We start from the raw sequence: 26114 nt of genomic DNA, 5'->3' as shown, positions 1-26114 counted from the left end.
GCAGCTCGCCGAGCGGGAGGGTTGCAGGTTCAGGCGTTGGAGTAGCGGGTTGTTTCCGGCATCCAGCGCTCGATCAGGGCATGTGCATGCTGTGGGTAATGCTGGTGTATATGGCGTGCCACGCGCTGAACTTCGGGGATCATCGACTGATCGCGCAATAAATCGGCCACTTTGAACTCTACGCTACCGGTTTGGCGGGTACCCAATAACTCACCCGGCCCACGGATTTCTAAATCTTTCTGAGCAATAACGAAGCCATCGTTACTGTCCCTAAGTACTTGTAGGCGTTTTTGTGCGGTTTTGCTCAGTGGTGTTTTATAGAGCAATACGCAGTGTGAGGCTATGGCACCACGACCAACCCGGCCACGCAGCTGGTGCAACTGCGCCAGTCCTAAACGCTCAGGGTTTTCGATAATCATCAAGCTAGCATTCGGCACATCGACACCCACTTCAATTACGGTTGTGGCTACCAGTAATTGCAGCTCTCCCTGTTTGAATGCTTGCATGATGGCCTGTTTCTCTTGGGCCTTCATGCGCCCATGAACCAATCCAACTTTCAGCTCTGGTAGGGCGATTTTTAACTCTTCCCAAGTTGCTTCAGCTGCCTGAGCTTCCAGTAAATCGGATTCTTCAATCAGCGTACACACCCAATAAGCCTGCCGGTTTTCTTCAAGACAAGCACTTTTTACTCGCTTAATGATATCGGCACGGCGCGTATCGGGAATAGCAACGGTAGTCACGGGGGTGCGCCCCGGGGGCAGTTCATCAATGACGGAGGTGTCGAGATCGGCGTAGGAAGTCATTGCCAGTGTGCGTGGGATGGGAGTGGCAGTCATGATCAACTGATGCGCATGGAATCCTTGTTCTTCACCTTTTTCCCATAATGCTAGCCGTTGGTGCACGCCAAAACGGTGCTGTTCATCAATGATCACCAGTGCGAGGTTGCTAAACAGCACTTGCTCCTGAAACATGGCATGCGTTCCCACCACCATGGAGACTTGACCGCTGGCAATCGCTTCCTGCTGTGCGATTCGCGCTTTACCTTTTTGCTTTCCAGCCAGCCAGCCTACCTCTAAACCCAGAGGTTCAAACCATTGCCGGAAGTTATTGGCATGTTGTTCAGCTAGCAGTTCGGTTGGTGCCATTAGTGCTACCTGTTTACCATGAGCAATGGCTTGCAAAGCTGCCATTGCTGCAACTAACGTTTTACCTGAACCCACGTCGCCCTGAACCAGACGCATCATTGGGAAGCCTTTTTGCATATCGGCTTCAATCTCTGCCACTACGCGATATTGTGCTGCAGTGGGGGCAAACGGGAGTTGAGAGAGGAAACGGGTTCTCAGCTTATGATCTGGTAGTAACGGTAACGCTTTGTGACTTTGTGCCCCGGCACGAACTGCTAGCATACTGAGGTTGTGTGCCAGTAACTCTTCAAGGATAAGACGTTTTTGTGCAGGATGTTTACCCTGTTCCAAATCAGCCAGTTGGATATCAGGTGGTGGGCGGTGCAGAGTATGCAAAGCCTGCGATAGGCTCATCAAACCACCGCTTAACTCTGGTGGCAATAGTTCGGCAATAGCACTGCTATCCAGAAGGGTTAGTGCCTGATCGGTCAACTTACGTAGCGTAGCTTGCCGCACTCCTTCAGTGGTGGAATAAACAGGCGTTAAGGCTTCCTGTAGCGCCATGTCACTGTTCTCACCCTGAATACGATATTCCGGGTGAATGATTTCTGCACCATGGGTACCACGTTTGACTTCACCATAGGCGGTTACACGGCGACCAGTAGCCAGGCTATTCTTCATTGCTGCATTGAAGTTGAAGAAGCGCATGGTCAGGATGCCGGTGCCATCGCTGATCTGGCTGGTCAGCATACGGCGACGACCAAAACTGATATCGGTGCGCAAAACCTCACCTTCAACCGTAGCAAAAATGCCAGGTAGCAGATCGTTAATCAGGTACAAACGAGTACGGTCTTCATAACGCAGAGGGAGGTGTAGCAGCAAATCCTGAATGGTGCTCAAACCGATTTTAGCCAGTTTTGCCGCCTGGCTGGCCCCAACCCCGGAGAGCGTCGTTAGTGAGACGGCATCCAGTAAACGGCCTTTCATCGGTGTGCCGTTGTCGCCTGCATGGTTGCCCACCATTCGGCATCGGCGACCACTTGGCCTTGTTCGTCAATGTGTGGGCGCGGCAACCTTTTGCGTTTGGCCACGTTGGCCAACACCGGATAACCGCCTTCAAACAGCAGACGTTGCTGTTCTTCTACATCCAACGCGCTGTATTCACGGCGATACATGTCTGCATTTTGCCGCTGGCGTTGTGCTTCATACAGAATAAGTGCTGAGGCGACAGAAACATTGAGCGATTGCACCATACCGATCATCGGAATAATGATATCTCTATCGGCCAGGCCCAAGGCTTCTTCGGTAATACCTGTTTTTTCCTGCCCCAATAGGATACATGTGGGGCGGGTATAGTCTATTTCACGGAAATCGACGGCGCGTGTAGAAAGGTGAGTTGCCAGGATTTGCATGCCCTGAGCTTTGAGGTGGGCGACCGCATCGACAATGGTACGATGCGTTTTTACATTTACCCAGCTGTTACTGCCCGCGGCTGAGGCAACTTGCGTACGCATCCGTGTGGATGGCCACACCGCGTGGACCTGATGCACGCCAACGGCGTCGGCAGTGCGAATAATAGCGGAGACGTTATGCGGTTTGTTCACCTGCTCAAGGCAGACCGTCAGGTCGGGCTGCCGTGTCGTCAGCATTTCACAAATCCGCGCATAGCGTTCAGGGCTCATAAGCGCTAATTTCGGTTTCGGTGAACTTTAATCACATCCGGCATAATACGGATTTTACGCATGATATTTGCCAAATGGATGCGATCGCGGGTGGTTAAACGAATAAAGGCGCAGTAGACCCGACCATCTTTCTCTTCGGTATTCAGACTTTGAATATTTGATTCTGCTGCATTTATAGCTGCCGTAAGGCTGGCCAGCACCCCTTGATGGTTGAACATATCTACTTTGATTTCCGCAATGAATTCCTGTTCAGTTTCCATATCCCATTCTACCGCCATGAATTTTTCAGGTTCTTTCTGATAGCCGCGTATATTACGACAGGACTCATGGTGGATCACCAGCCCTTTACCTGGACTGACATGGGCAATGATTGGATCACCGGGAATTGGGCGGCAGCATTTGGCGAAAGTAATAAGAACACCATCAGCACCTTTGATCGCCAGATGGTGCGTGCCAGAGGAAGCTCCCAGGCTTGACTTGTCACCCTGCAGGTTCTTCGCCACTACAACACTCATGGCGTTACCGAGGCCAATTTCTGCCAGCAGATCGTCCAGAGTGGCCAATTTCATGCGTTCCAGCTCGTGCTGAATGTTTTCTTTTGGAACTTCGGAAAGTTTGCGGCTACCACCGAGTGCATGGTTGAGCAACCGGCGGCCCAAGCTGACGGAGTCGTCGCGCTTAAGGTTTTTCAGCATCTGGCGTATTTTTGCGCGGGCCTTCGAGCTCACAACAAAATTCAACCAGGCTGCATTTGGCCGCGCACCTGGGGCGGTGATGATCTCTACCGTTTGACCACTGTGCAGGGCCTGCGACAAAGGATAAGGTTGGCGATCAACACGTGCACCGACGCAGGCATGACCGATATCGGTATGTACCGCATAGGCAAAGTCGACAGGGGTTGCGCCTGCCGGCAGCTCAACAATACGACCTTCTGGTGTGAAAACGTAAATCTCATCCGGGAACAGATCGGATTTCACACTTTCGATAAATTCAAATGAACTGCCCGCGCTTTGTTGCAATTCAAGCAGGCTTTGCATCCACCGCTGTGCGCGAATTTGTGCGGTAGTACCGGGTGTTTCCCCCTGTTCCTTATAGGCCCAGTGTGCAGCAACCCCCATTTCTGCCATCTGATCCATATCATCGGTACGGATCTGCACTTCAACGGGTACGCCATGTGGACCAATCAGCGAAGTATGCAGCGATTGGTAACCGTTGGCCTTTGGAATGGCAATATAATCTTTGAAGCGGCCTGGGCGCGGTTTATAGAGGCTGTGTGCCTGGCCCAACACCCGATAGCAGGTGTCGACTTCTTTCACAACGACTCTGAACGCGTAAATATCCATAATGGAATGGAAACGCTGTTCTTTCAGATGCATTTTGCAATAGATAGAATAGAGGTGTTTTTCTCGCCCACTGACGCGGCAAGGGATACCAGCCTCGGTCAGACGGCCTTCGATTTCGGCGAGGATTTTCTGGATCATTTCCTTGCGGTTACCACGTGCGGATTTCACCACTTCTTTAATTACGCGGTAGCGGTTCGGATAAAGCGCCTCAAAACCCAACTCTTCCAGTTCGGTTTTCAGATTGTGAATACCTAAACGGTGAGCCAACGGGCTATAGATTTCCAGCGTTTCACGGGCGATACGCCGGCGTTTGTCCGGGCGCAATGAACCAAGCGTTCGCATGTTGTGTGTGCGGTCGGCCAATTTGATCAGTACGACGCGGATATCTTGCACCATCGCCATGATCATCTTGCGGAAGTTTTCCGCCTGCGCTTCTTTTTTATTCTGGAACTTTAATTTGTCGAGTTTGGATACGCCTTCAACCAGTTCAGCAACGCTTTTGCCGAACAGTTGTTCCATATCCTGATAGGTGGCAGTGGTATCTTCGATAACGTCGTGCAGCAGGGCTGCCATCAGTGTCTCATGATCGAGACGCATCTCTGCCAGAATACAGGCCACTGCGACGGGGTGAGTAATATAAGGCTCACCGCTGGAGCGCGTCTGCCCCTCGTGAGCATCACGTGCAACAAGGTATGCCTGTTTGAGACGCTTAATCTGCTCCTCAGGCAAGTAACGTTGAATCAGCAGATTCAGGCTTTCAAACAGGTACAAGGCAGACTCACTGTCTAATCAACGACGACCTTCAGCAATGGCAGTAACCGCTTGGATCTCTGCGGCTTCCTGTTCTTGCTGTTCCTGACGCTCACGTACATCGAGGATCTGGCTATTGATCAGGCCTTTTTCGATTTCACGTAGAGCGATAACGGTGAACTTATCGTTCTCTTCGGGTACCAGAGCGTCTTTACCACCAGTCTGGATCTGACGAGCTCGACGAGCAGCGACCAACACCAGGTCAAAACGGTTACCAATTTTCTCTACAGCGTCTTGAACAGTTACGCGTGCCATATTTGTGCTACTCCACAGGTGACGAAAAGACTGGGCATAATACTGAAACTGTCTTCAGTCTGCCAATAATTTGCTGATTAAAGCATCATGCCGCAATATTTGACGGCCCAAACGCAAGCGTTCGGCACGAATAATGGTTTTCAGATCGGACAGTGCCAGATCGAAATCATCATTTACTATTAAATAATCATACTCCGCGTAATGCGTCATTTCTGCAACGGCTTGAGCCATACGCCGTGCGATCACATCATCGGCATCTTGCCCACGACCACGCAGGCGTCGGCCAAGTTCTTCCTTCGAAGGTGGCAGAATGAAGATGCTGCGCGCGTGTGGCATCTTTGCACGGATTTGTTGAGCACCTTGCCAATCGATATCCAGAAAGATATCAACACCGGTCGACAGGACTTGTTCAATTGCGGCGCGTGAGGTGCCGTAATAGTTGCTGAAGACTTCTGCATGCTCAAGAAACTCATCCTGCTCAATCATACGGTGGAATTCGTCTTTCGAAACGAAAAAGTAATGTTCACCGTGATTCTCACCCGGGCGGCGTTCGCGCGTGGTGTGTGAAACGGAAACCTGCGTGTCGTACAGCGGTTGCGTTTTTAACAAAGCCTGAATCAGACTTGATTTCCCTGCGCCACTTGGTGCTGAGACAATATAAAGCGTGCCTTGAGCCATGATGATGTTCGTTGATATCGATTGATTAAAAGCCTGCCCTTTAGGGCTATTTCACTTGTCAATTTGGGCCTTGGCAAGGCGAGAAATCCTTACGCACTGCCTCTACGTTATGGTTTCAGCATGCTGCCGTGTCCAAACTGTCTGCGCCAATAAAGCCTACCGGTATAGGCCGCAGGTTAGTGACAGCGGAAGTGTAATTTCTCGACACAGTATACACGGCTGACGGGCGATATGCAGTGTTCGCTCTCATTTTGGTCGCTGTTTTCTAGCAAAAATAGGAATAAAAAGCCGATTTGAGTGATGTATCGGGATAATTTTAATGTTTTCTGCAAACACGCATATTTTTTGGAAAACATTTTGCATTTCATTTTATTGCTGTTCGTCAAAATGGAATATTGCGTGTTTACTCTTGCATATCAAGGAGGTGTGCAATGTTGAACTGCGTTAGTCGAGGGAGTCGCGTGCTGATGGTGATGATATTTCTATGTGGTACTGCATGGGCTAAAAACTGTCCGAATTGGTCTACCGAAAGGTTGCGTTTGGAAATGACGGCGCTGCATGACCAGTTGGCTCGCTGGGATGAGGCTTATTATCGCTTTGGTAATGGTCTGATTGAAGACGAGATATACGATGGTTTAGTGCGGCAACTGCAAGATTGGCAATATTGTGTGGGCGATGCAAGAGCAAAAGACAACATACCTACGTTGCCTGCAGGCAAAGTTCAGCATCCGGTGCCGCAAACGGGGTTACGGAAACTCCCTGACCGCAATGCGGTTGGGCAATGGATGCAAGGGCGTCATGATTTATGGGTTCAGCCTAAAATTGATGGGGTGGCGGTAACGTTGGTCTATCAAGATGGCGTACTGGTCAGTGCCATTAGCCGGGGCAACGGGCTGAAGGGGGAAAATTGGTTGGAAAAGGTTCGATCCATTCCCGCAGTGCCTAAAGTTTTAAAACAAGTGCCAGAATCTCTGGTTTTACAGGGAGAACTGTTCCTGAAGGTGAACGATCATCGGCAGCAGACTCAAGGCGGCATAAACGCCCGTTCTAAGGCTGCTGGGATGTTGATGCGCAATTCGCCCTCAGCTGAATTGAAGCAGCTTGGCTTGTTTGTATGGTCATGGCCTGATGGCCCTGAGAGAATGGCAGAACGTCTGCAACAGCTTACTGACATGGGCTTTCTGCTCTCGCAGCAATACTCAAAGCCGGTCAATACAGTGGCGGATGTGGAGCAATGGCGTGAATTCTGGCATCGGACACCCTTACCGTTCGTCACTGATGGGGTCGTTATCCATCAGGGAACAGTTCCTCCAAGCCGTTATTGGCAAGCTAAACCTGGAGATTGGGCCGCCGCTTGGAAATATCCGCCCGTTCAGCAAGTAGCGAGGGTGAACGAAGTCGAGTTTGCTATTGGCCGTACCGGTAAAATCGCAGTGGTGCTGCGTCTGGAACCAGTACGCATGGATGATAAGTGGATACGGCGTGTTAACCTCGGTTCGCTGGCATTGTGGCGGAAATGGGATATTGTTACGGGCGATCATGTTGCTATCAGCTTGAAGGGGCAAGGCATACCGCATTTGGAGCAAGTCGTATGGCGAACGATGGAAAGAAAAACTTTCGAAGTGCCAAAGCCGGAGAATTACCACCCGCTGAGCTGTTTTACTTTAGAACCTGGTTGTCGGCAGCAATTTATGGCGCGTTTAGTCTGGTTGAGTAGTGCGAATGGTCTGAATATCGCTGGCCTGGGCAAAGCCGGATGGCAAATGCTAATCGATCAGGGATTGGTAGATGGCTTATTGGATTGGCTGGATTTAACCCCAGAGCGACTTAGCCGTGTTCCTGGCATGGGGCAAAAGCGTAGGCAAACCCTTTATCAGCAGCTTCGTCTGGCGCAGCAGCAACCTTTTGGTCATTGGCTAATGGCTCTTGGTATTCCGCTTTCCCCGCTGCAGTCGGCTACTCTTCAAAATTGGTCGCAAATTAAGCAAATGACGCCAGCCCAATGGCAGGAAATTACAGGCATAGGTGCCAAAAAGGCCAAACAATTACATGATTTTCTGAAAGCGCCCGCTTTTCTGTCATTGGTGAAAAAGTTGCAACAACATAGTATAAACGGTTTCAACGAAGATCCCGTTATGACGACGTTGCCTGGTACCGTAGTAAAGGTTAGCGTTCTGAATGTTGCTCGCTAAGTACGACAGAGGTAATGCAATCAGGCGGGTCACAATGCCAGCAACAGAGGGATAACGATTACGGCTACATAGCGCCCATCTATTTTTATAGATGCCCGGCTATTACGCCGGGCTGTTTAAAAAAGGTAATTACTTGGCTTTCAGGCGGTTGCCATTGCTCTGAATCACATCACGATACCAGTAAAAACTCTTCTTGCGGCGGCGTTCAAGAGTACCGTTGCCCGCATCATCACGGTCAACATAGATAAAACCATAACGTTTCGACATTTCTGCTTTTGAAGCGCTGACCAAATCGATCGGGCCCCAACTGGTATAGCCCATGACTTCAACTCCATCGTCAATCGCCTCTGCCACTTGCACCAAATGATCGTTAAGGTAATTGATGCGGTAATCGTCATTGATACTGCCATCGGCTTCAAGACGATCTTTTGCCCCTAAACCATTTTCAACAATAAACAGGGGTTTTTGATAGCGGTCATACAACACATTAAGCAGATAACGCAGACCAACAGGGTCAATTTGCCAACCCCACTCTGAACTTGCCAGATGCGGGTTGGGTACCATATTTAGAATGTTCGCACGTGCGGTGTTGTTCAGTGTTTGATCGGTGGTAACGCAACCACTCATGTAGTAGCTGAACGAAATAAAGTCGATCGTTTCACACAGTGCCTGTTTATCTTCCTCCGTAATGGTCACTTGAATGTCATTTTCACGGAAGAAACGCGTCATATAAGATGGGTAAGCACCACGAGCTTGAACATCGCCAAAAAACAGCCAGTCGCGGTTCTGACGCTGTGTTTCCAATACGTCTTCTGGTTTGCAACTTAGTGGATAAAGAATACCACCTAATAGCATATTGCCGATTTGCCCATTGGGCACAATCTCATGGCAAGCCTTCACTGCTTTGGCGCTGGCCACCAATTGATGGTGGATCGCTTGATAAATATCGCTCTTGCTACTGTCTTCCGGTAGACCGACTCCGGTGAACGGTGCATGCAGCGACATGTTTATTTCATTGAATGTCAACCAGTACTTGACCTTGTGTTTGTAGCGCTCAAACACGGTACGTGCATAGCGTTCGAAAAACTCAATGGTCCTGCGACTCCCCCAGCCACCATACTTTTGTGTCAGGCCATAGGGCATTTCGTAGTGGGAAAGGGTAATCAACGGTTGGATACTATATTTTGCCATCTCATCAAACAGCCGATCATAAAATGCTAACCCAGCTTCGTTGGGTGCCTCTTCATCTCCTTGTGGGAAGATACGAGTCCAGGCGATCGAGGTACGTAAGCATTTAAAACCCATCTCAGCAAACAGTGCAATATCTTCCGGGTAACGGTGATAGAAATCGATCGCCACATCTTTGATACCGTTATCGCCGGCAACACGCGGTGTCAGTGCACCAAAAATCCCTTGTGGTTGCAGGTCTGACGTCGAAAGGCCTTTACCTTCTTCCAGGTACGCCCCTTCCACCTGATTTGCTGCAACCGCGCCGCCCCATAAAAAATGTTCTGGAAATTTGCAACTCATCGCTTTCTCCTCAATGATCCTGATTAACGTAATAAAGTCAGTAGCGGTGCTTGTTCTTGTACCTGACTCTGGCCACTGGTAAGCACATCGATATAGTCGTCACTGTTGCTGACAATAACGGGTGTTGTGGTATCAAAACCTGCTGCACGAATGGCCTCAAGATCAAACTCGATCAGTAGATCGCCCTGTTTGACCCGATCGCCTTCTTTGATATGTGCGGTGAAATGCAGGCCATCGAGTTTAACGGTATCAATACCAACATGGATTAACAGTTCTGCGCCGTCATTTGATTCAATACCGATGGCATGACGGGTTTTGAACAGCGACGCGATGCTGCCATCGACTGGTGAGACCACTCTGCCTAGGTGTGGTTGAATGGCGACGCCTTTCCCCAGCAGGCCACTGGCAAAGGTGTCATCTTTCACCTGCTCAAGGGGAATAATATCCCCGGTTATCGGGCTGGTAACCAGCTGCTTGCGGTTGACCGATGGGCCAGCATCTTGGGCCTTTTCCGTTTTTTGCTCTGCCATGGGCACGATACCGAACAAATAACTGGCGATAGCGGCAAATATAAACGCGAATAACGTACCGCCGATTGCCCCCCACACAGTAGTGTCAAAGCCGCCAGCAGGGATGATTTGAGCGAAAGTGAAGATGCTCACCAAACCAAATGAGTAGGTCTTGGTATGGAAGTAACCGATGATCGCGCCGCCTAAAGCCCCCCCGATACAACCGAAAATAAACGGACGCTTATTCGGCAATGTGACCCCATACACCGCAGGTTCGGTAATGCCGAAGATCCCTGCGGTAACGGCCGAACCCGCCATCACACGCAGTTTGGCATCGCGAGTACGCAGCATCACTCCCAGCGTTGCGCCCACTTGGCCCATTACCGCTGGCAACAACAGTGGTACCAGCGTGTCGTGCCTAAACACGCTGATGTTATTGATCATCAGAGGGACAAAACCCCAATGTAGGCCAAAGATCACAAAGACCTGCCACAGTGCCCCCATAAACGCTCCCGCCACGATCGGATTAAAGCCATAAATGGCTTGGTAGCCATGAGCCAGTGTTTGACTCAACCAAGTTGCTACAGGCCCAATAAGCAGGAAGGTCAAAAGTACCGTGATCGCCAGACACATCAGCGGCGTCAAAAAATTACGCAACGCACTGTGTATAACCCGGTTAAACAGCGGTTCCAGTCGGCAAGAAACCCAAGCAGCAAAAATAATCGGGATGACCGACGAGCTATAGTTGATAAAGGTAATTGGGATACCGAGAAAATACTCTGGCTGGCTTCCTGCCTGCTGCGATGCATCGAAAGCTGTCATTATCAAGGGGTGCGTCAGCGCTCCACCTATTGCCATGGTTATAAAGTGATTGCCACCGAATTTCTTGCCCGCTGTGTAACCCAGCATGATAGGGAAAAAATAGAACAGCGAATCGCTGGCGGCAAACAACAGCTTGAAAGTCCCGCTACTTTCCAGTAACCAACCACAGGCTAGACTTAATGCTAGGAACCCTTTCAAGATCCCTGAAGCCGCCATTACGCCGAGTAATGGGACAAAAATGCCGGAAACGATGTCGATAAAACGGCTGAGTAAGTTTTCCTTTTTATCCTCATTATCAGTATTAGCCGTATTGGGTGTTGCATCACCTAGCCCAGCCAGCACACTTAAGGCATTATAGACCTCACCGACATGGTTACCCACGACCACCTGAAACTGACCGCCGCTTTCCACAACCATGATAACGCCTGGATTTCTCTTCAGTGCTTCCGCATCTGCTTTACTCCGTTCATTCAGTTTAAAACGCAGGCGAGTGGCGCAATGCACCAGACTTTTCACATTGTCGCGACCACCGACGCCAGCCAATATCTCACTGGCTACTTCCTGATATTTCATCGTTCTATCCTTAAATACATGACGCTACTGTTCACGACCAACGGCGATGGCCAATCGCCGCCATGGAATTCAGCACAAAAAAAAACCTAAACCTTGTTGCGTCTATTCCCAATAAAGGAAAAAGAAGCCCAAGGTTTAGGTTTTGCCTGCCAAAGCAGTGACAACCCTAAATCGGTTGAGTCATGACGGTAGCATCCTGTTTTTCAATACGGCAAGGTTTTCCACCAAAAATTTATTAAATTGTGATCCACAATACATAATAGGTTTTCGGTTTGCCGAAATGTGAGAATGAATCGCATTAGCTCATTCATATGTACTACAGGCCAAACATTAAGCTTGCTAATTAAATGTCTGAATGTAATTTATAGTGAGTATATATATGAATCAGCGGTGAAAACTCAATGAAAATGAATAAATTAAATAAAAAACAGTAAGATAAAAATTTAAATTTGTTTTTAGATTAAACTGTTTGCATCTTTGTTAGCCCAAAGTAAATGAGAGTATTCTTACTGAATTAATCAACAACAGAAAAAATCACTAAGATAAATCTGTAATGGTGATCAAAATACATCAGAAAAATTAATTAAAAAGTAGACAAAAATAGCTCACAGTATTATTACTAATACCCGGAAAATTTGATTTAGGGATTGCAGTAGCCATGGCATTACGTACCGAGCTTGGACGGGTGTTAATTACTGGAGCTGGTGGCCGAATCGCATCAGCTTTCAGGCAGTTTGTAGGCGAACGCTACGCTTTTCGGCTAGCAGACAAAGAAATTGGCATGCTTGCACGTCTTCGCCCAGATGACCAAGTCTTGGCATTTGATATCACTGATATCCAAGCCTGCCGCGCTGCTTGTGCTAACATCGACACCGTGTTGCATTTGGCTGCCGATCTTTCCTCAAACGCAGAGTTCCGTCCTTCATTATTGAACAATAATATCCTTGGCACTTTTAATATATTTCGAGCAGCGAAAGACGCTGGCTGCAGACGTGTGGTTTTTGCCAGCTGTGCACAAGCGGTAGAAGGTTACCCGCTAAGTTATGAGATCCGTCCTGAAGATGCGCCAAGACCAAAGAATATGTACGGTGCCAGTAAAGCATTTGGTGAAGGCATTGCTGCCTATTTTGCCTATCAAGAGGGGCTCTCGGCGTTGTCAGTGCGCATTGCTAACTTTGCAGCTCTTGATGCAGGTAAACAGATCACGGCTCGGGATATGAGCGCATTCTTAAGCCATAGAGATGCCGCTGACTTACTTGATCGCTGCATCCGCATTGCTGATGTGCAATATGCCGTGGTGCATGGCATCTCTAATAACCGCTACAAAAGGCTATCGTTGGAAGAAACCACGCGCTTGCTCGACTACCATCCACAGGATGATGCGTTCACCCTCCTCGGTTTTAGCTAAGCGTTCTCCTGATGTGATGCGAAAAACCATAATGACATGGGATTTGGCAGAATAATTAAAAATCACATCCTTGTGATTTCCCTTTCGGGTCGCCGTTTAACGGTAATTAAACCGGTTACCGATAGATTCATCGTTCAGTTACTGTCTACCTGTAAGTTGAATGAACTTGGGTGAAGAACTGGAGTTGCGCCATACCCGATGTGGGAGAAAGCGTTCGTGCCACCACCACTTGGTATCAATTACGCGTAGCAAAGATCTCTGCATCAATGAACGTTTATCAAGGCTTCTCGGCAATTTTGCGCAGATATTCGTTATTCTTGAATGTAATGATGATCAGTTCAAAACCGACGCGAGTCAGTACACCAGCGATAATCATACCCAACAAACCGCTGAAAAATTCACCGTAAAACATCACCCCAACCCCACTAACTAGAATACTTAGCAGGCAGAGCCAATAAACGCCGGTAATAATTCTCGGTGTCAGCATTGCGTCAAAAAAGAAAACATTCTTCATGGTATCTCCTTCATCCTTTAGGTTTGAAACATTTCAGATAGCGTTATACCCGCATAATTGTTGGTTTTGCTACTTGGTCATCCAAGGCTTAGCCCTTTTGGTGCTGCTGCAAACAGCATTCAAATCTATTCGAAACAAATCCTGGTAATATCCCCTCTGGGTTGGGGCTATTTGAGAGCATTGCTGCGTGGTTGGCCGTTCATTGGGTCCAAAACCGTTGCACTGTGACCAAATGATCGCTAGCGGCGCTTGCGTGCATTAGGGACACAACCTAAGTAACCTGGGTGTTGCTTCGTAATGTGCCCCTTGCGCTGAAGAGTTGTTTTTAAGAAAAAATCAGGTAAAAAATTCCTTTTTATTACTGCTCTTTTTAACCATTAGTTTGATTTACTGATCTACTATTCTATATAAACTTTTTCTGACGGTGTGTTACAACGACTTCATTGAAATATCTTAATAATCATAGTGTAAATGACTTTTTTATCCATGCTTGATTTGAAATATTTTGTCACTTGATTGGTTTTTTATTTATCTGTTTGCAATTTATACCCTGCCGAAAAGAACCGATTTGAATGCCGCCAAACAGCTGCTCGAAGCTGCTGAGTCAAGCGTCAAGACCGTTGCAGCTTGTCTATAGCGGCGGCGCCTCAGTGTAGAGCCCCTCGCTAATGACCACAGCTGCACTGCCGTCTATGCTTTAAAGACTCTCGTCAACCGTGGTTTGCTGACATTCTGGCTCGACGAGCCGGCCCGCCGGGCTTGGTACGACGAGTAAAAAACGTCTTCACGAGGGCGACCACAACGTTATTGTGCGTTAGCTATTTCCACCGTACTGATGCTCAAACGCGTCTTTCGCCTCACGCTACGTGCCACTCAGGGATTCATTGATTCCATTTTTATGTTAACGACGCTCCCGCTTCGTTGCCCGAATTATTCTTGCGTCAACAGACGGGCCAAGTCCTAAAGCCGTAGGACGCAAACGATTGACAAATAGTTGCTGCACAATTTGAATAGCGTTATCTCGTAGCGATAACCTCAATCAGACTCTCCTCTTTAATCAGTACAGGTTAGAATCTGGCAAACACGGAGGCGAGTTGCTACGTTTACGCCATGGTGAGTGACACTCAAGGGATGAGATGATGCGGATATTTCGTCGGTTAGGCACCGAACAGAGCGTAAATGGGCAGAAAATGGTTTCCACCACGGGACAGACGGTGTTCAATAAGCGAGTGATTAACGTTGCAGATGCTATCACCGATTATCACGCCGGGAGCCTCCGGGCCTTGGTGCAGCGTATTATCGATACCATTCAGGTGAAATAAGCGACCATGAGTACTGAATCCCAGCGACTTTACAACCAATTACCTGCTATTGACCGCTTACTGCGCAATCCCGCTATTGAACCCAATGTAGTTCAATATGGCCAAACGCTGATTGGCGAACTGCTTCGTCAGATGCAGGCACAGGCGCGTGAGGTCATTAAGACACAGCAGCAATTGCCTGAATGGTGCCAGGACTGGCCAAAGGCCCTGCAGGAACGCCTTAACCAACAACAGCGTTCGGCGCTACAATCGGTGTTTAATCTCAGCGGTACCGTGTTACACACCAACTTGGGGCGAGCCCTGTTGGCACGTCCCGCAATTGATGCAGTGGCCCGTTCGATGGCTACCGCAGTGACATTGGAATACGATTTAGACGGTGCGGGCCGGGGGCATCGCGATCGGGCAGTCGCAGATCTGCTGTGCCAACTAACCGGTGCGGAAGATGCTTGCATCGTCAATAATAACGCCGCCGCTGTGCTGTTAATGCTGGCAGCGGTCGCGCCGGGTCAGCAAGTCGTGGTATCGCGTGGTGAATTGGTGGAGATTGGCGGCGCGTTCCGTATTCCAGACGTTATGCGTCAGGCAGGTTGCCAGTTAGTGGAGATTGGTACGACCAACCGCACGCATCTTAAAGATTATCGAGCTGCCATCAACGAGCAAACGGGTTTGCTGATGAAGGTGCACACCAGTAATTACTGTATTCAAGGGTTTACCACCGCGGTGGACGAAAGTGAGCTGGCGTTACTGGGTCGCGAACTGGGTATTCCTACGGCGACCGATCTGGGGAGTGGTTCGCTGATCGACATGACGCAATATGGTCTTCCCGCTGAGCCTATGCCGCAACGTTTGATCGCCGCTGGTGTTGATTTGGTAACATTTTCCGGTGACAAATTGCTGGGAGGGCCGCAGGCTGGGATTATCGTCGGCAAAAAAGCGCAGATTGCCCGTTTGCAACAACATCCTCTCAAACGCGCGTTACGCGTTGGTAAAATCACGTTGGCAGCGTTGGAAGCTACCTTGCGCCTGTATCAACAACCAGAGTTATTGGTTGAGCATTTACCGACGTTACGCTTGTTAACACGCCCGCAGCAGGAAATGCAGGCTAGCGCTCAGCGATTACTGAGCCGCTTGACCCCTCAGTTTGCTAGCCGTTTCGAACTTCGTGCTGAACCATGTTGGTCACAGATTGGTAGTGGATCGCTACCGGTGGACCGTTTACCCAGTTACGCACTGACATTTTCCCCTTGTGATGGGCGTGGTTCTACCTTGGAAGCATTAGCGCAACAGTGGCGCCGCTTGCCACAACCGGTGATTGGCCGCATCAACGACGGTAAATTGTGGCTCGATCTGCGCTGTCTAGAACAGGAGGACGCACTCATTGAGGCGCTAAGCGTATGATTATTGCTACTGCAGGCCATGTCGACCACGGAAAAACGACCTTATTACAGGCGATCACCGGTATTAACGCAGACCGTCTGCCGGAGGAGAAAAGCCGGGGCATGACCATCGATCTAGGTTACGCCTATTGGCCGCAACCTGATGGCCGAGTGTTGGGGTTTATCGATGTGCCAGGTCATGAAAAATTCCTTGGCAACATGCTGGCAGGTATTGGGGGTATCGATCATGCGCTTCTTGTCGTTGCCTGTGACGATGGTGTGATGGCACAAACCCGTGAGCACCTAGCGATCTTACGTTTGAGCGGTGGGGTAAACCTGACGGTCGCGTTAACCAAGGCCGATCGTGTGGAAAAAGATCGCGTGACCGAGGTGTGTAACCAGGTCGTCACCGAATTGGCGCAACAGGGCTGGCACGATGCCCCACTGTTTGTTACTGCTGCGGCGCAGGGGGAAGGTATCGATGCTCTGCGTCAGCACTTATTGGTGCTACAACCGGGTGAACACCAGCAGACTCGTCGCTTCCGGTTGGCCATAGACCGTGCTTTCAGTGTCAAAGGCGCTGGGTTGGTTGTGACCGGCACTGCGTTGGGCGGCAGTATTACTGTGGGTGATACATTATGGTTGACCGGCGCTGATGTACCGGTGCGGGTGCGGGGTTTGCATGCGCAAAATCAACCAGCAGAGCAGGCGTTTGCTGGGCAACGTATTGCGTTGAACATCAGTGGTGCTGTCAGCAAAGAAAAGGTAACGCGCGGCGATTGGCTGCTGGCTCAACAACCCCCTGCTGCGGCAGAACGTATTCTGGTGACTCTCGCGGCTGATTTGCCGTTGCAGCATTGGCAACCGCTGCATATCCATCATGCTGCCAGCCATACTACTGGCCGTATCGCCCTGTTGGACGATACGTTGGCTGAGCTGATCCTCGATCGTCCCCTGTGGCTGGTAGAAAACGATCGGTTAGTGCTACGCGATATTAGCGCGCGCCAAACCTTGGGAGCGGCGCGCGTGCTGCTGCTCTCGGCACCTAAACGGGGCAAACGCCAGCCTGATTACCTGGCCTGGCTGGCGGCATTAGCCCGTGCAGAGAGTGATAAGCAGGTACTGGATTTGCGTTTACCGGTAGGGACGTTAGATCTTGCTGCTTTTGCCTGGGCGCGACAATTGACCGAAGACGGCCTGCGTGAACTAATTAGCAGCCATGCTTTGCTGATTGCTGACGGTATAGCTTTGGCACCGCATAACGTGCAAGTGAAGGAACAGCGGTTGCTACAGGTGATTGCTGAATATCATCAACAACATGGCGATCAACTGGGATTAGGGCGTTCCCGTCTGCGGCGGATGGCCTTACCTACACTGGATGAATCACTGGTATTTATGATGATTGAGCGGTTGCTAGCGGCAGGTTTGCTTGACAACACGCGTGGTTGGCTGCATCTGCCTGAACACGGGATGACGTTTTCTGACGATCAGCAAGCATTGTGGGATCGCATTGCACCACTGTTTGGTGAAGATCCCTGGTGGGTACGCGATCTGGCGGCCGAATTGGGGGAAGAGGAAAGCCGTGTTCGTGGCACACTACGTAAAGCGGCCCAGCTTGGTCATGTGACCGCTGTTGTAGTCGACCGTTACTACCTTAGCCAGCGAATTGAGCAGTTCGCTGCCTTGATCCGTGAACTGGATGCAATCCAGGGCAGTACCAACGCTGGTGATTTTCGCGATCGGCTTGGCGTGGGCCGTAAACTGGCAATTCAGGTATTAGAGTTCTTTGATCGCAGCGGGTTTACCCGCCGCAAAGGTAATCAGCACCTGCTGAGGGACAGTGGCCTATTTGGTAGCTGAAACAAGCGATGCTATATGTTGCAGTTAGTTTAATAAATTGTGATCTCCTTCATGCGCCTGGCGATTATCTCTACGCCTTTGGCATTCCAAACCTATCCTTTTCAGCAGAGATATTTTCCCGAATTCGGTTGGTTTGATTACTGAACTTGCGGCTATCTTGTCGCGAGATTACTCATCGCCTGCGGGCGGTAGTGTTGCTATGCAAAAAGGAGACCTCAATGTCGCACATCATTACGGCAAGTCAACTCACGCCCGAAAACACCGCTTTCCCTCTAAAGTTAAAAAAACGTTATGACAATTTTATCGGTGGTACGTGGGTGCCCCCTACACAAGGTGAATATTTTACCAACCTGACCCCGATCACGGGTCAGGTGATTCGGTTGGTTTGATTACTGAACTTGCGGCTATCTTGTCGCGAGATTACTCATCGCCTGCGGGCGGTAGTGTTGCTATGCAAAAAGGAGACCTCAATGTCGCACATCATTACGGCAAGTCAACTCACGCCCGAAAACACCGCTTTCCCTCTAAAGTTAAAAAAACGTTATGACAATTTTATCGGTGGTACGTGGGTGCCCCCTACACAAGGTGAATATTTTACCAACCTGACCCCGATCACGGGTCAGGTGTTGTGCGAAGTAGCTAGCTCTTCATCTCATGATATTGAGTTAGCGCTGGATGCAGCCCACGATGCCAAAGGGGCATGGGGTAAAATGTCTGTTCAGGCACGTGCCAACTTGCTCAACCGTGTTGCCGAACGCATGGAGCAAAATATCGCATTGCTTGCGGCAGCAGAAACTTGGGATAACGGTAAACCTATCCGCGAAACCGTGAATGCTGATGTTCCACTGGCAATTGACCACTTTCGTTATTTTGCTGCGTGTGTAAGGGCACAGGAAGGTGGTATCAGTGAGATCGACACTGAGACGGTGGCTTATCATTTCCACGAGCCGCTTGGTGTTGTGGCGCAAATAATCCCCTGGAATTTTCCGTTGCTGATGGCCTGCTGGAAGATGGCACCTGCACTGGCCGCGGGTAACTGCATTATTCTGAAACCGGCTAAATTGACCCCGCTATCAGTGCTATTGTTGATGGAGTTGATCCAAGACATCCTACCGCCAGGGGTGATCAACGTTGTTAATGGGGCCGGTGGTGAAGTGGGTGAATATCTTGCTACGTCTAAACGTATTGCTAAGGTGGCGTTTACCGGTTCTACCGAGGTGGGCCGCCAAATCATGGGGTATGCCACAAAGAATATCATCCCGGTGACTTTGGAGTTGGGGGGAAAATCGCCCAACATTTTCTTTGCGGACGTCATGGATAAAGAGGACGCATTCTTCGATAAAGCGTTAGAAGGATTTGCGCTATTCGCGTTCAATCAGGGTGAAGTCTGCACCTGTCCAAGCCGCGCACTGGTGCAGGAGTCGATCTATGAACGTTTTATGGAGCGAGCGATCAAGCGGGTAGAGAGCATCCGCAGTGGTAATCCTCTGGATGCCAGCACGCAGATGGGGGCACAGGTCTCTGAAGGGCAGATGAAGACCATTCTCAATTATATTGAAATCGGAAAGCAGGAAGGAGCACGGATCCTGACCGGGGGAAGACGTAAGTCGTTGGGTGGCGAATTAGCTGAAGGATATTACCTTGAACCGACCATTTTGTTTGGTAAGAACAGTATGCGTGTGTTTCAGGAGGAGATTTTCGGCCCGGTCTTGGCGGTAACGACCTTCAAGGATATGGATGAAGCGCTGGAGCTTGCCAACGATACCGATTATGGCCTTGGTGCTGGGGTATGGAGCCGCAATGGTAATATTGCCTACCACATGGGGCGTAACATTCAGGCTGGTCGTGTCTGGACCAATTGCTACCATGCTTACCCCGCGCACGCGGCGTTTGGGGGCTATAAACAGTCTGGTATCGGGCGCGAAACTCATAAGATGATGTTGGAGCATTATCAGCAGACCAAGTGCTTACTGGTAAGCTATGGCGAAAAACCGATGGGGCTGTTCTGAATACAAGGGGCGCGGCAGCGCCCCTTGTTATTTGAGCACCGAGGCAGTCATGCCACAGTATTTGGTTCAGGTGTTACTTTACTATGGTGTTTACTGAGGAAAATGACCATCAGCATCAACCAGCACAGGCCACTCAGCAGATTGAACAAGCTAAATAAGCCATTACCACCCCAAGCATAAGCTACCTTGGCTAACTCTATACCTACGGTAAAGACAAACATACTTGTCATGCCCATGGCAGCAGAAACGGCACCCTTACTGACACTGCTGGAAAATAGGGTCAGTCGGTATAGGCCCGCATTTGCCAAACCGATGCCGTAAGCATAAAGACTCAACCCTGCAGTCATCCAGAGATAGGCGTGTGCTGAAAATACGGTGGCCAAAGCGGCGATCAACAAGCCTGAAAGCATCGGCCATGCGCCCAGTTTAATTGGGCGTTCAACACTGAGCTTACCCGTCACGCGTGCTAGCGTCAGGTTACCAAGGATCAACGCACCAAAAACCGGAACCTGCAATAAACCATATTCCAAAGTTGAAAGTGATTCACCACTAATCAGGATCACGGGTGACTGAGCGATCCACGCCAACAGTGGCAGGCTTGCAAAGCCGATGGCCAGTGCGCCACAGACAAACTGGCGGTTGACAAAAACCGTACGATAATCACGCCAAAGGTTGCTGGCGGAAAGCGCTTCTCCTTTTAGCGTGGCAGTCTCTGGCATTGCTTTCCACAAGCCAACAAAGGAGATGACTGCCAAAGCAGCAAACAGCACAAACATACTCTGCCAAGTGGCGACATGGATCCATGCTGCACCGGCCAGTGGCCCGAGCAATGGCGCGATCAACGCCACGTTTGCCATCAGCGCAGTGATTTTTATACATACGGATTCTTCGAAAGATTCCTGAATGGTGGCATAGCCGACCGCACCAATAAAGCACAGACCAACGCCCTGTAGGAAGCGCATAACGATAAACTGCTCGATATTGGTTACCAGCAAGATCGCCAAACAGGTGACGATAAAGAAGGCGACCCCAGCCAGCATGACGGGGCGACGGCCACGACGATCCGACAGCGGGCCTAGCAGCCATTGCAGAAAAATACCGCCAGCCAGATAAGCGGTCATGGACGTTGGTACCCACTCGATGCCAGCGTTGAAATCCGCGATTACCGACAGCATACCGGGCTGGATCATGTCGTTGGCGATATAGGTCGTAAACTCGAACAGTACGAGACAAAGGGGGAATAAAAGTGCCTGTCGGCCTAAGCGTACGGCAGGAGGAAGCATTGTTTTCATTTTTTATCTTACTGATAGCAAAGGAAAAATAAGGAACTGTCAGGGCGGGAAGCGCAATCTGAGCGAGTTGTTTCGTCTATTTTGCCGTCAATCGGACGCCTTAGCAATGATAAGGTGATATTTATCCTGGTCACCATTCAAGCTAGAAACGGCGTTGGTTGTGTGAGCCGTTACATCTGGGCTTAATCCCTTTGGGGCTAATGCCAGCAGCGTTCAAATCTATTAGAAATCATCCCCTTCAAATTGGTTTCCGTTTGGTTTGTCGTTCAATTGCCGGCTACCTGCAACTTGAATTCACTTGAGTGTATCCCTCTGGCAGGAGGAATGCCCGGCAAACGTATTGTCGAAAACGGCTATTTTGTTCACCCTGCTGGCTGAAGTATGTTGAGTAGGCACAGTTATGACAAGGTTTACTCATAACCGAACAGCATGAATAGCACGTGAGCGCCACGGGGGTTAAGGCTCATAGCTTGGATTTGTCCGATTCTTTTTGTCAAATAGGGCACTAAGGTCATTGGGAACTATAATCAGGTAGGATAGGTCAATGCATTGTGCTTGTAACGCTTAAAGCTGTTTGACTGTGGGTTGCCTTTACTTATAACAGTGTCAAGCTATTGGGTATTATGAGCCTTATTGAGGGGGCACCCTACGAGCCAACGCAAGCATTGTTCAAATCGGTCTACGACCAGTTTGTGACCCGGCTGTTGCCCAGTGGCAACATGAAGTAATTTGGTTATATACCTGATAGGGATCCTGAGTTAGCTCAGTTGACCATCTACAATTTTTACCTTGATATTGTGTGACTTGAATCAATTCAGCTGGGTATTTTTGATATAATATCCAATAATCAAAACTGTAAAGCTGGTTTTTCGCCGTTAAAGAGGTGCCAGGGGTAATTGGCGAATACAGAATTTTAAAAAATTGCATTTACAAGTTCAGAGGTAGTCATGATCAAGAGAATCGGTGTACTGACGAGTGGCGGTGACGCACCAGGAATGAACGCTGCCATTCGTGGTGTTGTGCGTGCTGCACTGTCGGAAGGGCTGGAAGTGTTTGGTATTTACGATGGCTACCTTGGTTTGTGCGAAGATCGTATGGAGAAATTGGACCGTTTTAGCGTGTCTGACATGATCAACCGTGGTGGTACCTTCCTAGGTTCTGCGCGTTTCCCTGAATTCAGAGATGAAAACGTACGTGCCAAGGCGATTGAAAACCTGAAAAAGCGTGGTATTGATGCGCTGGTTGTGATCGGTGGTGATGGTTCCTACATAGGGGCAAAACGTCTGACTGAAGAAGGATTCCCTTGTATTGGCCTACCTGGCACCATCGATAACGATGTGGCAGGTACTGATTACACAATCGGTTACTTCACCGCGTTGGAAACCGTGGTTCAGGCAATTGACCGCCTGCGGGATACCTCTTCATCGCATCAACGCATCTCTATTGTTGAAGTGATGGGGCGCTACTGTGGCGATCTGACACTAGCTGCGGCGATTGCTGGTGGTTGTGAGTTTATCGTACTGCCAGAGATCGAATTCAGCCGTGACGATTTGGTAAATTCAATCAAAGCTGGGATCTCTAAAGGTAAAAAACATGCCATTGTGGCTATCACAGAGCATATTTGTGATGTTGACGAACTTGCGCGGCACATTGAACAAGAAACCAATCGTGAAACGCGTGCTACCGTATTAGGCCATATCCAGCGTGGTGGTTCACCGGTTGCCTATGACCGTATCCTTGCTTCCCGTATGGGCGCGTACGCTATTGAGCTGCTGTTGCAAGGTTATGGTGGCCGCTGTGTGGGTATCCAGAATGAGAAGATGGTACATCACGACATCATTGATGCCATTGAAAATATGAAGCGTCCGTTCAAGGGCGATTGGCTAGAAACGGCGAAAAAGCTGTACTGATCTTCAATCTGATTGTTGTCTTGTAGCCTCCTTTTGGGAGGCTTTTTTATGTATGAAGCTGCTTTATTCCATAATGGTCTAGCCCAACATTTTTAATTCTTTAATCGCGGGAAAAGTTTCTGGCAGGCTTTGATGCTAAATCAACCGATTGAGGTTGCGGTCATTATTCCGGGGGAACTTGCAATGCGTAAATTGGGTTTGGGTCTGACTTTATTGCTGTTGGCAACGGGCGGTATAGCGAAAGATATTCAATTGCTGAACCTTTCATACGATCCAACGCGTGAGTTTTATCAGGAATATAATACGGCATTCAGCAAATATTGGCAGCAACAGACTGGCGATAACATTACCCTACGGCAATCGCACGGTGGTTCGGGGAAGCAGGCAACCTCGGTTATTAATGGTATTGAGGCTGATGTTGTCACACTGGCACTGGCTTATGATGTTGATGCAATTGCTGAGCGTGGCCGCATTGACAAAGGTTGGATCACGCGTTTGCCAGACAACTCGGCGCCTTATACGTCGACCATCGTATTCCTGGTTCGCAAAGGTAACCCAAAGCAGATCCATGATTGGACCGATCTAGTGAAACCCGGCGTTTCTATCATTACCCCAAATCCTAAAACTTCTGGTGGTGCCCGTTGGAACTACTTAGCCGCTTGGGGTTTTGCATTGCACCATAATAACGGTGATAAAACCAAGGCGCAGGAATTCGTCACACAGCTGTACAAGAACGTTGATGTGTTAGATTCAGGGGCTCGTGGTGCAACCAATACCTTTGTTGAACGTGGCATTGGCGACGTGTTGATCGCTTGGGAAAATGAAGCCTTATTAGCGGAAAAAGCGTTGGGCAAGGACAAATTTGAGATTATTACCCCAAGCGAATCAGTCTTGGCTGAACCGACAGTATCGGTTGTTGATAAAGTGGCAGATAAGCGTGGGACCCGCGATGTGGCCACGGCTTATCTTAACTATCTGTATTCAAATGAAGGCCAGACGATAGCGGCCAAACATTACTACCGGCCTCGCGATGCTGCAGTTGCCGCTAAATTTGCCGAGCAGTTCCCTAAGCTGAAATTGTTCACCGTGGATAATACTTTTGGCGGCTGGGCTGAAGCACATAAGGTGCACTTTGCTACGGGCGGGCTGTTCGACGAAATCAGTAAACGTTGATCGCCGACCCGCACCAAAACCAAAACACCCCAGCGGCATGCAGGGGTGTTTTGTTTAATGCAGAGCAGAATGTCAGGCTTTTTTCGCTGTTGCTGCAGCTTTGACAATCACTGAAAAAGCGTCTGCTTTCAAGGACGCACCACCAACCAATGCGCCGTCAATGTCCGGTTGCGCAAACAGTTCAGCGGCATTTTTATCGTTAACCGAACCACCGTATTGGATGATCACTTCAGCTGCTACGGCGGCGTCCTGCTTGGCGATATGATCACGGATAAATTTGTGTACTGCTTGAGCTTGCGCAGGCGTTGCAGATTTGCCGGTACCGATAGCCCATACGGGTTCGTAAGCGATAACCGTACCTTTGAATGCTTCAGCACCTTGAGTTTTCAACACGGCGTCGATCTGGCGAGCGCAAACTTCTTGCGTTTTGCCCGCTTCGTTTTCTGCTTCTGTTTCACCGATGCACAGTACCGGTGTCAGGCCAGCAGCTTTCAGCACGGCAAATTTCTCTGCGATCGCTTCATCCGTTTCTTTATGATAGGTGCGGCGTTCGGAGTGGCCTATGATGATGTATTGTGCACCCACATCTTTCAACATGGTGGCGGAGACTTCGCCAGTAAATGCGCCTGACAGGTTGATGTCAACGTTTTGTGCGCCTAGGGCGATGCGGCTGCCACCCAATTCGTGCTTGGCCAAATCCAGATACATGACCGGAGGCGCGATAGCAACGCCACAGCCATCGACGTCGCTCAGTTCTTTACGCAAGCCTGCGATCAGGTCGTTAACCATTTGAATGCTGCCGTTAAGCTTCCAGTTACCCATAACTAATGGATGACGCATGTGTTTTCCTCCAAAAAGGGGACGCGAGAGTCTAAATGACAACTGTCGGGCCGACAGTTTACCAGCCCAACAGTATAGAGATGTATAAGCGCAAAGGCTTTGCTTTTTGTCATTAATTACCGGGCTGTGCCAATTGGTTGCACATGAGCAGCATAAGGGGCATAGCCTGTAGCATTAGGGTTCAGAGAGTGTCAGCTTAATCGGTTCAACAGCGAAGGTTATGCCTTTATCGCCGTTATCTGATACCACATAGCGTATTGCGCCTACCTGTTGCTGGTAAAAGTGTGCACCTTTACCTTTTGCCAGAAGATTGTTCACTTTGAGAATGCTTTCTTCCACAGTGAGTGTCAGCTCGAACTGGCGCATTAACGCTGCCATATAATTAACAGCAACAGCTCGTGCGGCCTTTTCTTCGCTTCCCTGTAAGGGTAAGTGGGTGATTTGCAGCGTTTTGATTTTACCCGTGCCTTTTTCCAGCGCCGTTGAGGCATACAGGTTTTCGTTAAGTTTACTCGCGGCACGGGTCAGTAACGGTGAATCATCTTCCCTGGAGGCGACAACACGAAACTCACCGATCTTTAATGCTGGGTTGTCGCGGTTGTACTTTTCGCGAAATTTTACCACCGTCAAATCAAATGTTGGCGCTCCAGCCAGCAGGTAAGGGGCGTTTGACCGGGTTTTGGTTGCAGCATCTGGCGTAATGACCCTAGCGCCGCTGATTCCAGAGAACAGGCAGACAACGACAATAATTTTTCTCAGCATGATAGACAGCATCGGTAACAAAGATGACTCTGATTAAAGCGACAACCAAGGGGGAATGTCAAAAATTCCACATGATGATTGTTCGCAGACGGAAAAACGGTATGCAGCCCCTACATTATCCGGGTGATTC

The 26114-nt window shown here is 49.4% G+C and carries 18 protein-coding genes and 3 pseudogenes; 10 read left to right on the top strand and 11 right to left on the bottom strand.

The genetic code is table 11. The annotated features are described in order from the left end of the window. Positions 1-29 precede the first annotated feature (29 nt). The 5 genes from recG to gmk are packed head-to-tail and all read right to left on the bottom strand — an operon-like array spanning position 30 to position 5892. Positions 30-2111, bottom strand: a complete 2082-nt coding sequence (recG, locus tag OK023_RS17130; RefSeq protein WP_317697792.1) for an ATP-dependent DNA helicase RecG — start codon at positions 2109-2111, stop codon at positions 30-32. After that, the gene (trmH, locus tag OK023_RS17125; RefSeq protein ID WP_317693843.1) at positions 2108-2806 is read right to left on the bottom strand and encodes a tRNA (guanosine(18)-2'-O)-methyltransferase TrmH; all 699 of its coding nucleotides are present in this window, start codon (positions 2804-2806) and stop codon (positions 2108-2110) included. The genes recG and trmH overlap by 4 nt, the downstream gene beginning before the upstream one ends. 5 nt (positions 2807-2811) lie before the next feature. Then, entirely contained in the window at positions 2812-4920 is a 2109-nt protein-coding gene (spoT, locus tag OK023_RS17120; protein WP_317693842.1) for a bifunctional GTP diphosphokinase/guanosine-3',5'-bis pyrophosphate 3'-pyrophosphohydrolase, read from the bottom strand. Positions 4921-4938: 18 nt separating this feature from the next. After that, on the bottom strand, positions 4939-5214 hold the full coding sequence (rpoZ, locus tag OK023_RS17115) for a DNA-directed RNA polymerase subunit omega (protein ID WP_317693841.1): 276 nt from the start codon (positions 5212-5214) through the stop codon (positions 4939-4941). Positions 5215-5268: 54 nt separating this feature from the next. Further along, positions 5269-5892 (bottom strand): guanylate kinase, encoded by a 624-nt coding sequence (gene gmk / locus OK023_RS17110; protein WP_317693840.1) that lies wholly within the window; start codon positions 5890-5892, stop codon positions 5269-5271. Between the two features lie 431 nt (positions 5893-6323). Here gmk and ligB point away from each other — a divergent pair, with 431 nt between their 5' ends. Continuing rightward, positions 6324-8084 (top strand): NAD-dependent DNA ligase LigB, encoded by a 1761-nt coding sequence (gene ligB / locus OK023_RS17105; RefSeq protein ID WP_317693839.1) that lies wholly within the window; start codon positions 6324-6326, stop codon positions 8082-8084. 129 nt (positions 8085-8213) lie between these two features. Here ligB and OK023_RS17100 read toward each other — a convergent pair whose 3' ends face one another. Both OK023_RS17100 and bglF read right to left on the bottom strand, forming a co-directional pair. Further along, on the bottom strand, positions 8214-9614 hold the full coding sequence (locus OK023_RS17100) for a 6-phospho-beta-glucosidase (RefSeq protein WP_317693838.1): 1401 nt from the start codon (positions 9612-9614) through the stop codon (positions 8214-8216). Positions 9615-9637: 23 nt separating this feature from the next. Continuing rightward, on the bottom strand, positions 9638-11518 hold the full coding sequence (bglF, locus tag OK023_RS17095) for a PTS beta-glucoside transporter subunit IIABC (protein ID WP_317693837.1): 1881 nt from the start codon (positions 11516-11518) through the stop codon (positions 9638-9640). 658 nt (positions 11519-12176) lie between these two features. On the opposite strand from bglF, the gene OK023_RS17090 reads away from it, so the two are divergent. Further along, positions 12177-12926 (top strand): NAD(P)-dependent oxidoreductase, encoded by a 750-nt coding sequence (locus tag OK023_RS17090; protein ID WP_317693836.1) that lies wholly within the window; start codon positions 12177-12179, stop codon positions 12924-12926. 277 nt (positions 12927-13203) lie between these two features. Here the strand turns inward: OK023_RS17090 and OK023_RS17085 are convergent, their stop codons facing one another. Further along, positions 13204-13440 carry a DUF4282 domain-containing protein gene (locus tag OK023_RS17085; RefSeq protein WP_317693835.1) on the bottom strand — a complete coding sequence of 79 codons (237 nt, stop codon included), beginning with the start codon at positions 13438-13440 and terminating at the stop codon, positions 13204-13206. Between the two features lie 700 nt (positions 13441-14140). Between OK023_RS17085 and OK023_RS17080 the strand changes: the two are divergent. The 6 genes and pseudogenes from OK023_RS17080 to OK023_RS17055 all read left to right on the top strand — a co-directional run. After that, a pseudogene (locus tag OK023_RS17080) lies at positions 14141-14401 on the top strand (transposase); the annotation flags it as partial. 187 nt (positions 14402-14588) lie between these two features. Beyond that, a pseudogene (locus OK023_RS17075) lies at positions 14589-14762 on the top strand (DUF1795 domain-containing protein); the annotation flags it as partial. A gap of 6 nt (positions 14763-14768) precedes the next feature. Next, the gene (selA, locus tag OK023_RS17070) at positions 14769-16160 is read left to right on the top strand and encodes an L-seryl-tRNA(Sec) selenium transferase (protein ID WP_317693833.1); all 1392 of its coding nucleotides are present in this window, start codon (positions 14769-14771) and stop codon (positions 16158-16160) included. Beyond that, positions 16157-17998, top strand: coding sequence for a selenocysteine-specific translation elongation factor (gene selB, locus OK023_RS17065; RefSeq protein WP_317693832.1), 1842 nt, complete (start codon positions 16157-16159; stop codon positions 17996-17998). Before selA ends, selB begins: the two co-directional genes overlap by 4 nt. Before the next feature lie 218 nt (positions 17999-18216). Further along, positions 18217-18375 (top strand): annotated as a pseudogene (locus OK023_RS17060) (hypothetical protein); the annotation flags it as partial. Positions 18376-18468: 93 nt separating this feature from the next. Continuing rightward, positions 18469-20007, top strand: coding sequence for an aldehyde dehydrogenase family protein (locus tag OK023_RS17055; RefSeq protein WP_317693830.1), 1539 nt, complete (start codon positions 18469-18471; stop codon positions 20005-20007). Between the two features lie 47 nt (positions 20008-20054). Here OK023_RS17055 and OK023_RS17050 read toward each other — a convergent pair whose 3' ends face one another. Then, positions 20055-21299, bottom strand: a complete 1245-nt coding sequence (locus OK023_RS17050) for an MFS transporter (RefSeq protein WP_317693829.1) — start codon at positions 21297-21299, stop codon at positions 20055-20057. A 947-nt stretch (positions 21300-22246) separates the two neighbouring features. Here OK023_RS17050 and pfkA point away from each other — a divergent pair. Together pfkA and OK023_RS17040 are read left to right on the top strand one after the other, a co-directional pair. Further along, positions 22247-23209 (top strand): 6-phosphofructokinase, encoded by a 963-nt coding sequence (pfkA, locus tag OK023_RS17045; RefSeq protein ID WP_317693828.1) that lies wholly within the window; start codon positions 22247-22249, stop codon positions 23207-23209. 183 nt (positions 23210-23392) lie between these two features. Next, the gene (locus tag OK023_RS17040) at positions 23393-24382 is read left to right on the top strand and encodes a sulfate ABC transporter substrate-binding protein (RefSeq protein WP_317697789.1); all 990 of its coding nucleotides are present in this window, start codon (positions 23393-23395) and stop codon (positions 24380-24382) included. A gap of 72 nt (positions 24383-24454) precedes the next feature. Here the strand turns inward: OK023_RS17040 and tpiA are convergent, their stop codons facing one another. Next, positions 24455-25222, bottom strand: a complete 768-nt coding sequence (tpiA, locus tag OK023_RS17035; protein WP_317693827.1) for a triose-phosphate isomerase — start codon at positions 25220-25222, stop codon at positions 24455-24457. A 174-nt stretch (positions 25223-25396) separates the two neighbouring features. After that, positions 25397-25984 carry a DUF1454 family protein gene (locus OK023_RS17030; protein ID WP_317693826.1) on the bottom strand — a complete coding sequence of 196 codons (588 nt, stop codon included), beginning with the start codon at positions 25982-25984 and terminating at the stop codon, positions 25397-25399. Between the last annotated feature and the right edge of the window lie 130 nt (positions 25985-26114).

The organism is Serratia sp. UGAL515B_01, from assembly GCF_033095805.1.
Lineage (GTDB): Bacteria > Pseudomonadota > Gammaproteobacteria > Enterobacterales > Enterobacteriaceae > Chania.
This window is presented reverse-complemented; position numbering and strand designations above follow the sequence as displayed.

What these genes read in the sequence shown, in the direction of transcription:
- selB (WP_317693832.1), top strand. Translation starts at nt 16,157, where the DNA reads ATGATTATTGCTACTGCAGGCCATGTCGACCACGGAAAAACGACCTTA.
- recG (WP_317697792.1), bottom strand. Translation starts at nt 2,111, where the DNA reads ATGAAAGGCCGTTTACTGGATGCCGTCTCACTAACGACGCTCTCCGGG.
- OK023_RS17085 (WP_317693835.1), bottom strand. Translation starts at nt 13,440, where the DNA reads ATGAAGAATGTTTTCTTTTTTGACGCAATGCTGACACCGAGAATTATT.
- OK023_RS17100 (WP_317693838.1), bottom strand. Translation starts at nt 9,614, where the DNA reads ATGAGTTGCAAATTTCCAGAACATTTTTTATGGGGCGGCGCGGTTGCA.
- ligB (WP_317693839.1), top strand. Translation starts at nt 6,324, where the DNA reads ATGTTGAACTGCGTTAGTCGAGGGAGTCGCGTGCTGATGGTGATGATA.
- pfkA (WP_317693828.1), top strand. Translation starts at nt 22,247, where the DNA reads ATGATCAAGAGAATCGGTGTACTGACGAGTGGCGGTGACGCACCAGGA.
- OK023_RS17040 (WP_317697789.1), top strand. Translation starts at nt 23,393, where the DNA reads ATGCGTAAATTGGGTTTGGGTCTGACTTTATTGCTGTTGGCAACGGGC.
- gmk (WP_317693840.1), bottom strand. Translation starts at nt 5,892, where the DNA reads ATGGCTCAAGGCACGCTTTATATTGTCTCAGCACCAAGTGGCGCAGGG.
- OK023_RS17030 (WP_317693826.1), bottom strand. Translation starts at nt 25,984, where the DNA reads ATGCTGAGAAAAATTATTGTCGTTGTCTGCCTGTTCTCTGGAATCAGC.
- tpiA (WP_317693827.1), bottom strand. Translation starts at nt 25,222, where the DNA reads ATGCGTCATCCATTAGTTATGGGTAACTGGAAGCTTAACGGCAGCATT.
- selA (WP_317693833.1), top strand. Translation starts at nt 14,769, where the DNA reads ATGAGTACTGAATCCCAGCGACTTTACAACCAATTACCTGCTATTGAC.
- bglF (WP_317693837.1), bottom strand. Translation starts at nt 11,518, where the DNA reads ATGAAATATCAGGAAGTAGCCAGTGAGATATTGGCTGGCGTCGGTGGT.
- OK023_RS17050 (WP_317693829.1), bottom strand. Translation starts at nt 21,299, where the DNA reads ATGAAAACAATGCTTCCTCCTGCCGTACGCTTAGGCCGACAGGCACTT.
- OK023_RS17055 (WP_317693830.1), top strand. Translation starts at nt 18,469, where the DNA reads ATGTCGCACATCATTACGGCAAGTCAACTCACGCCCGAAAACACCGCT.
- trmH (WP_317693843.1), bottom strand. Translation starts at nt 2,806, where the DNA reads ATGAGCCCTGAACGCTATGCGCGGATTTGTGAAATGCTGACGACACGG.
- OK023_RS17090 (WP_317693836.1), top strand. Translation starts at nt 12,177, where the DNA reads ATGGCATTACGTACCGAGCTTGGACGGGTGTTAATTACTGGAGCTGGT.
- rpoZ (WP_317693841.1), bottom strand. Translation starts at nt 5,214, where the DNA reads ATGGCACGCGTAACTGTTCAAGACGCTGTAGAGAAAATTGGTAACCGT.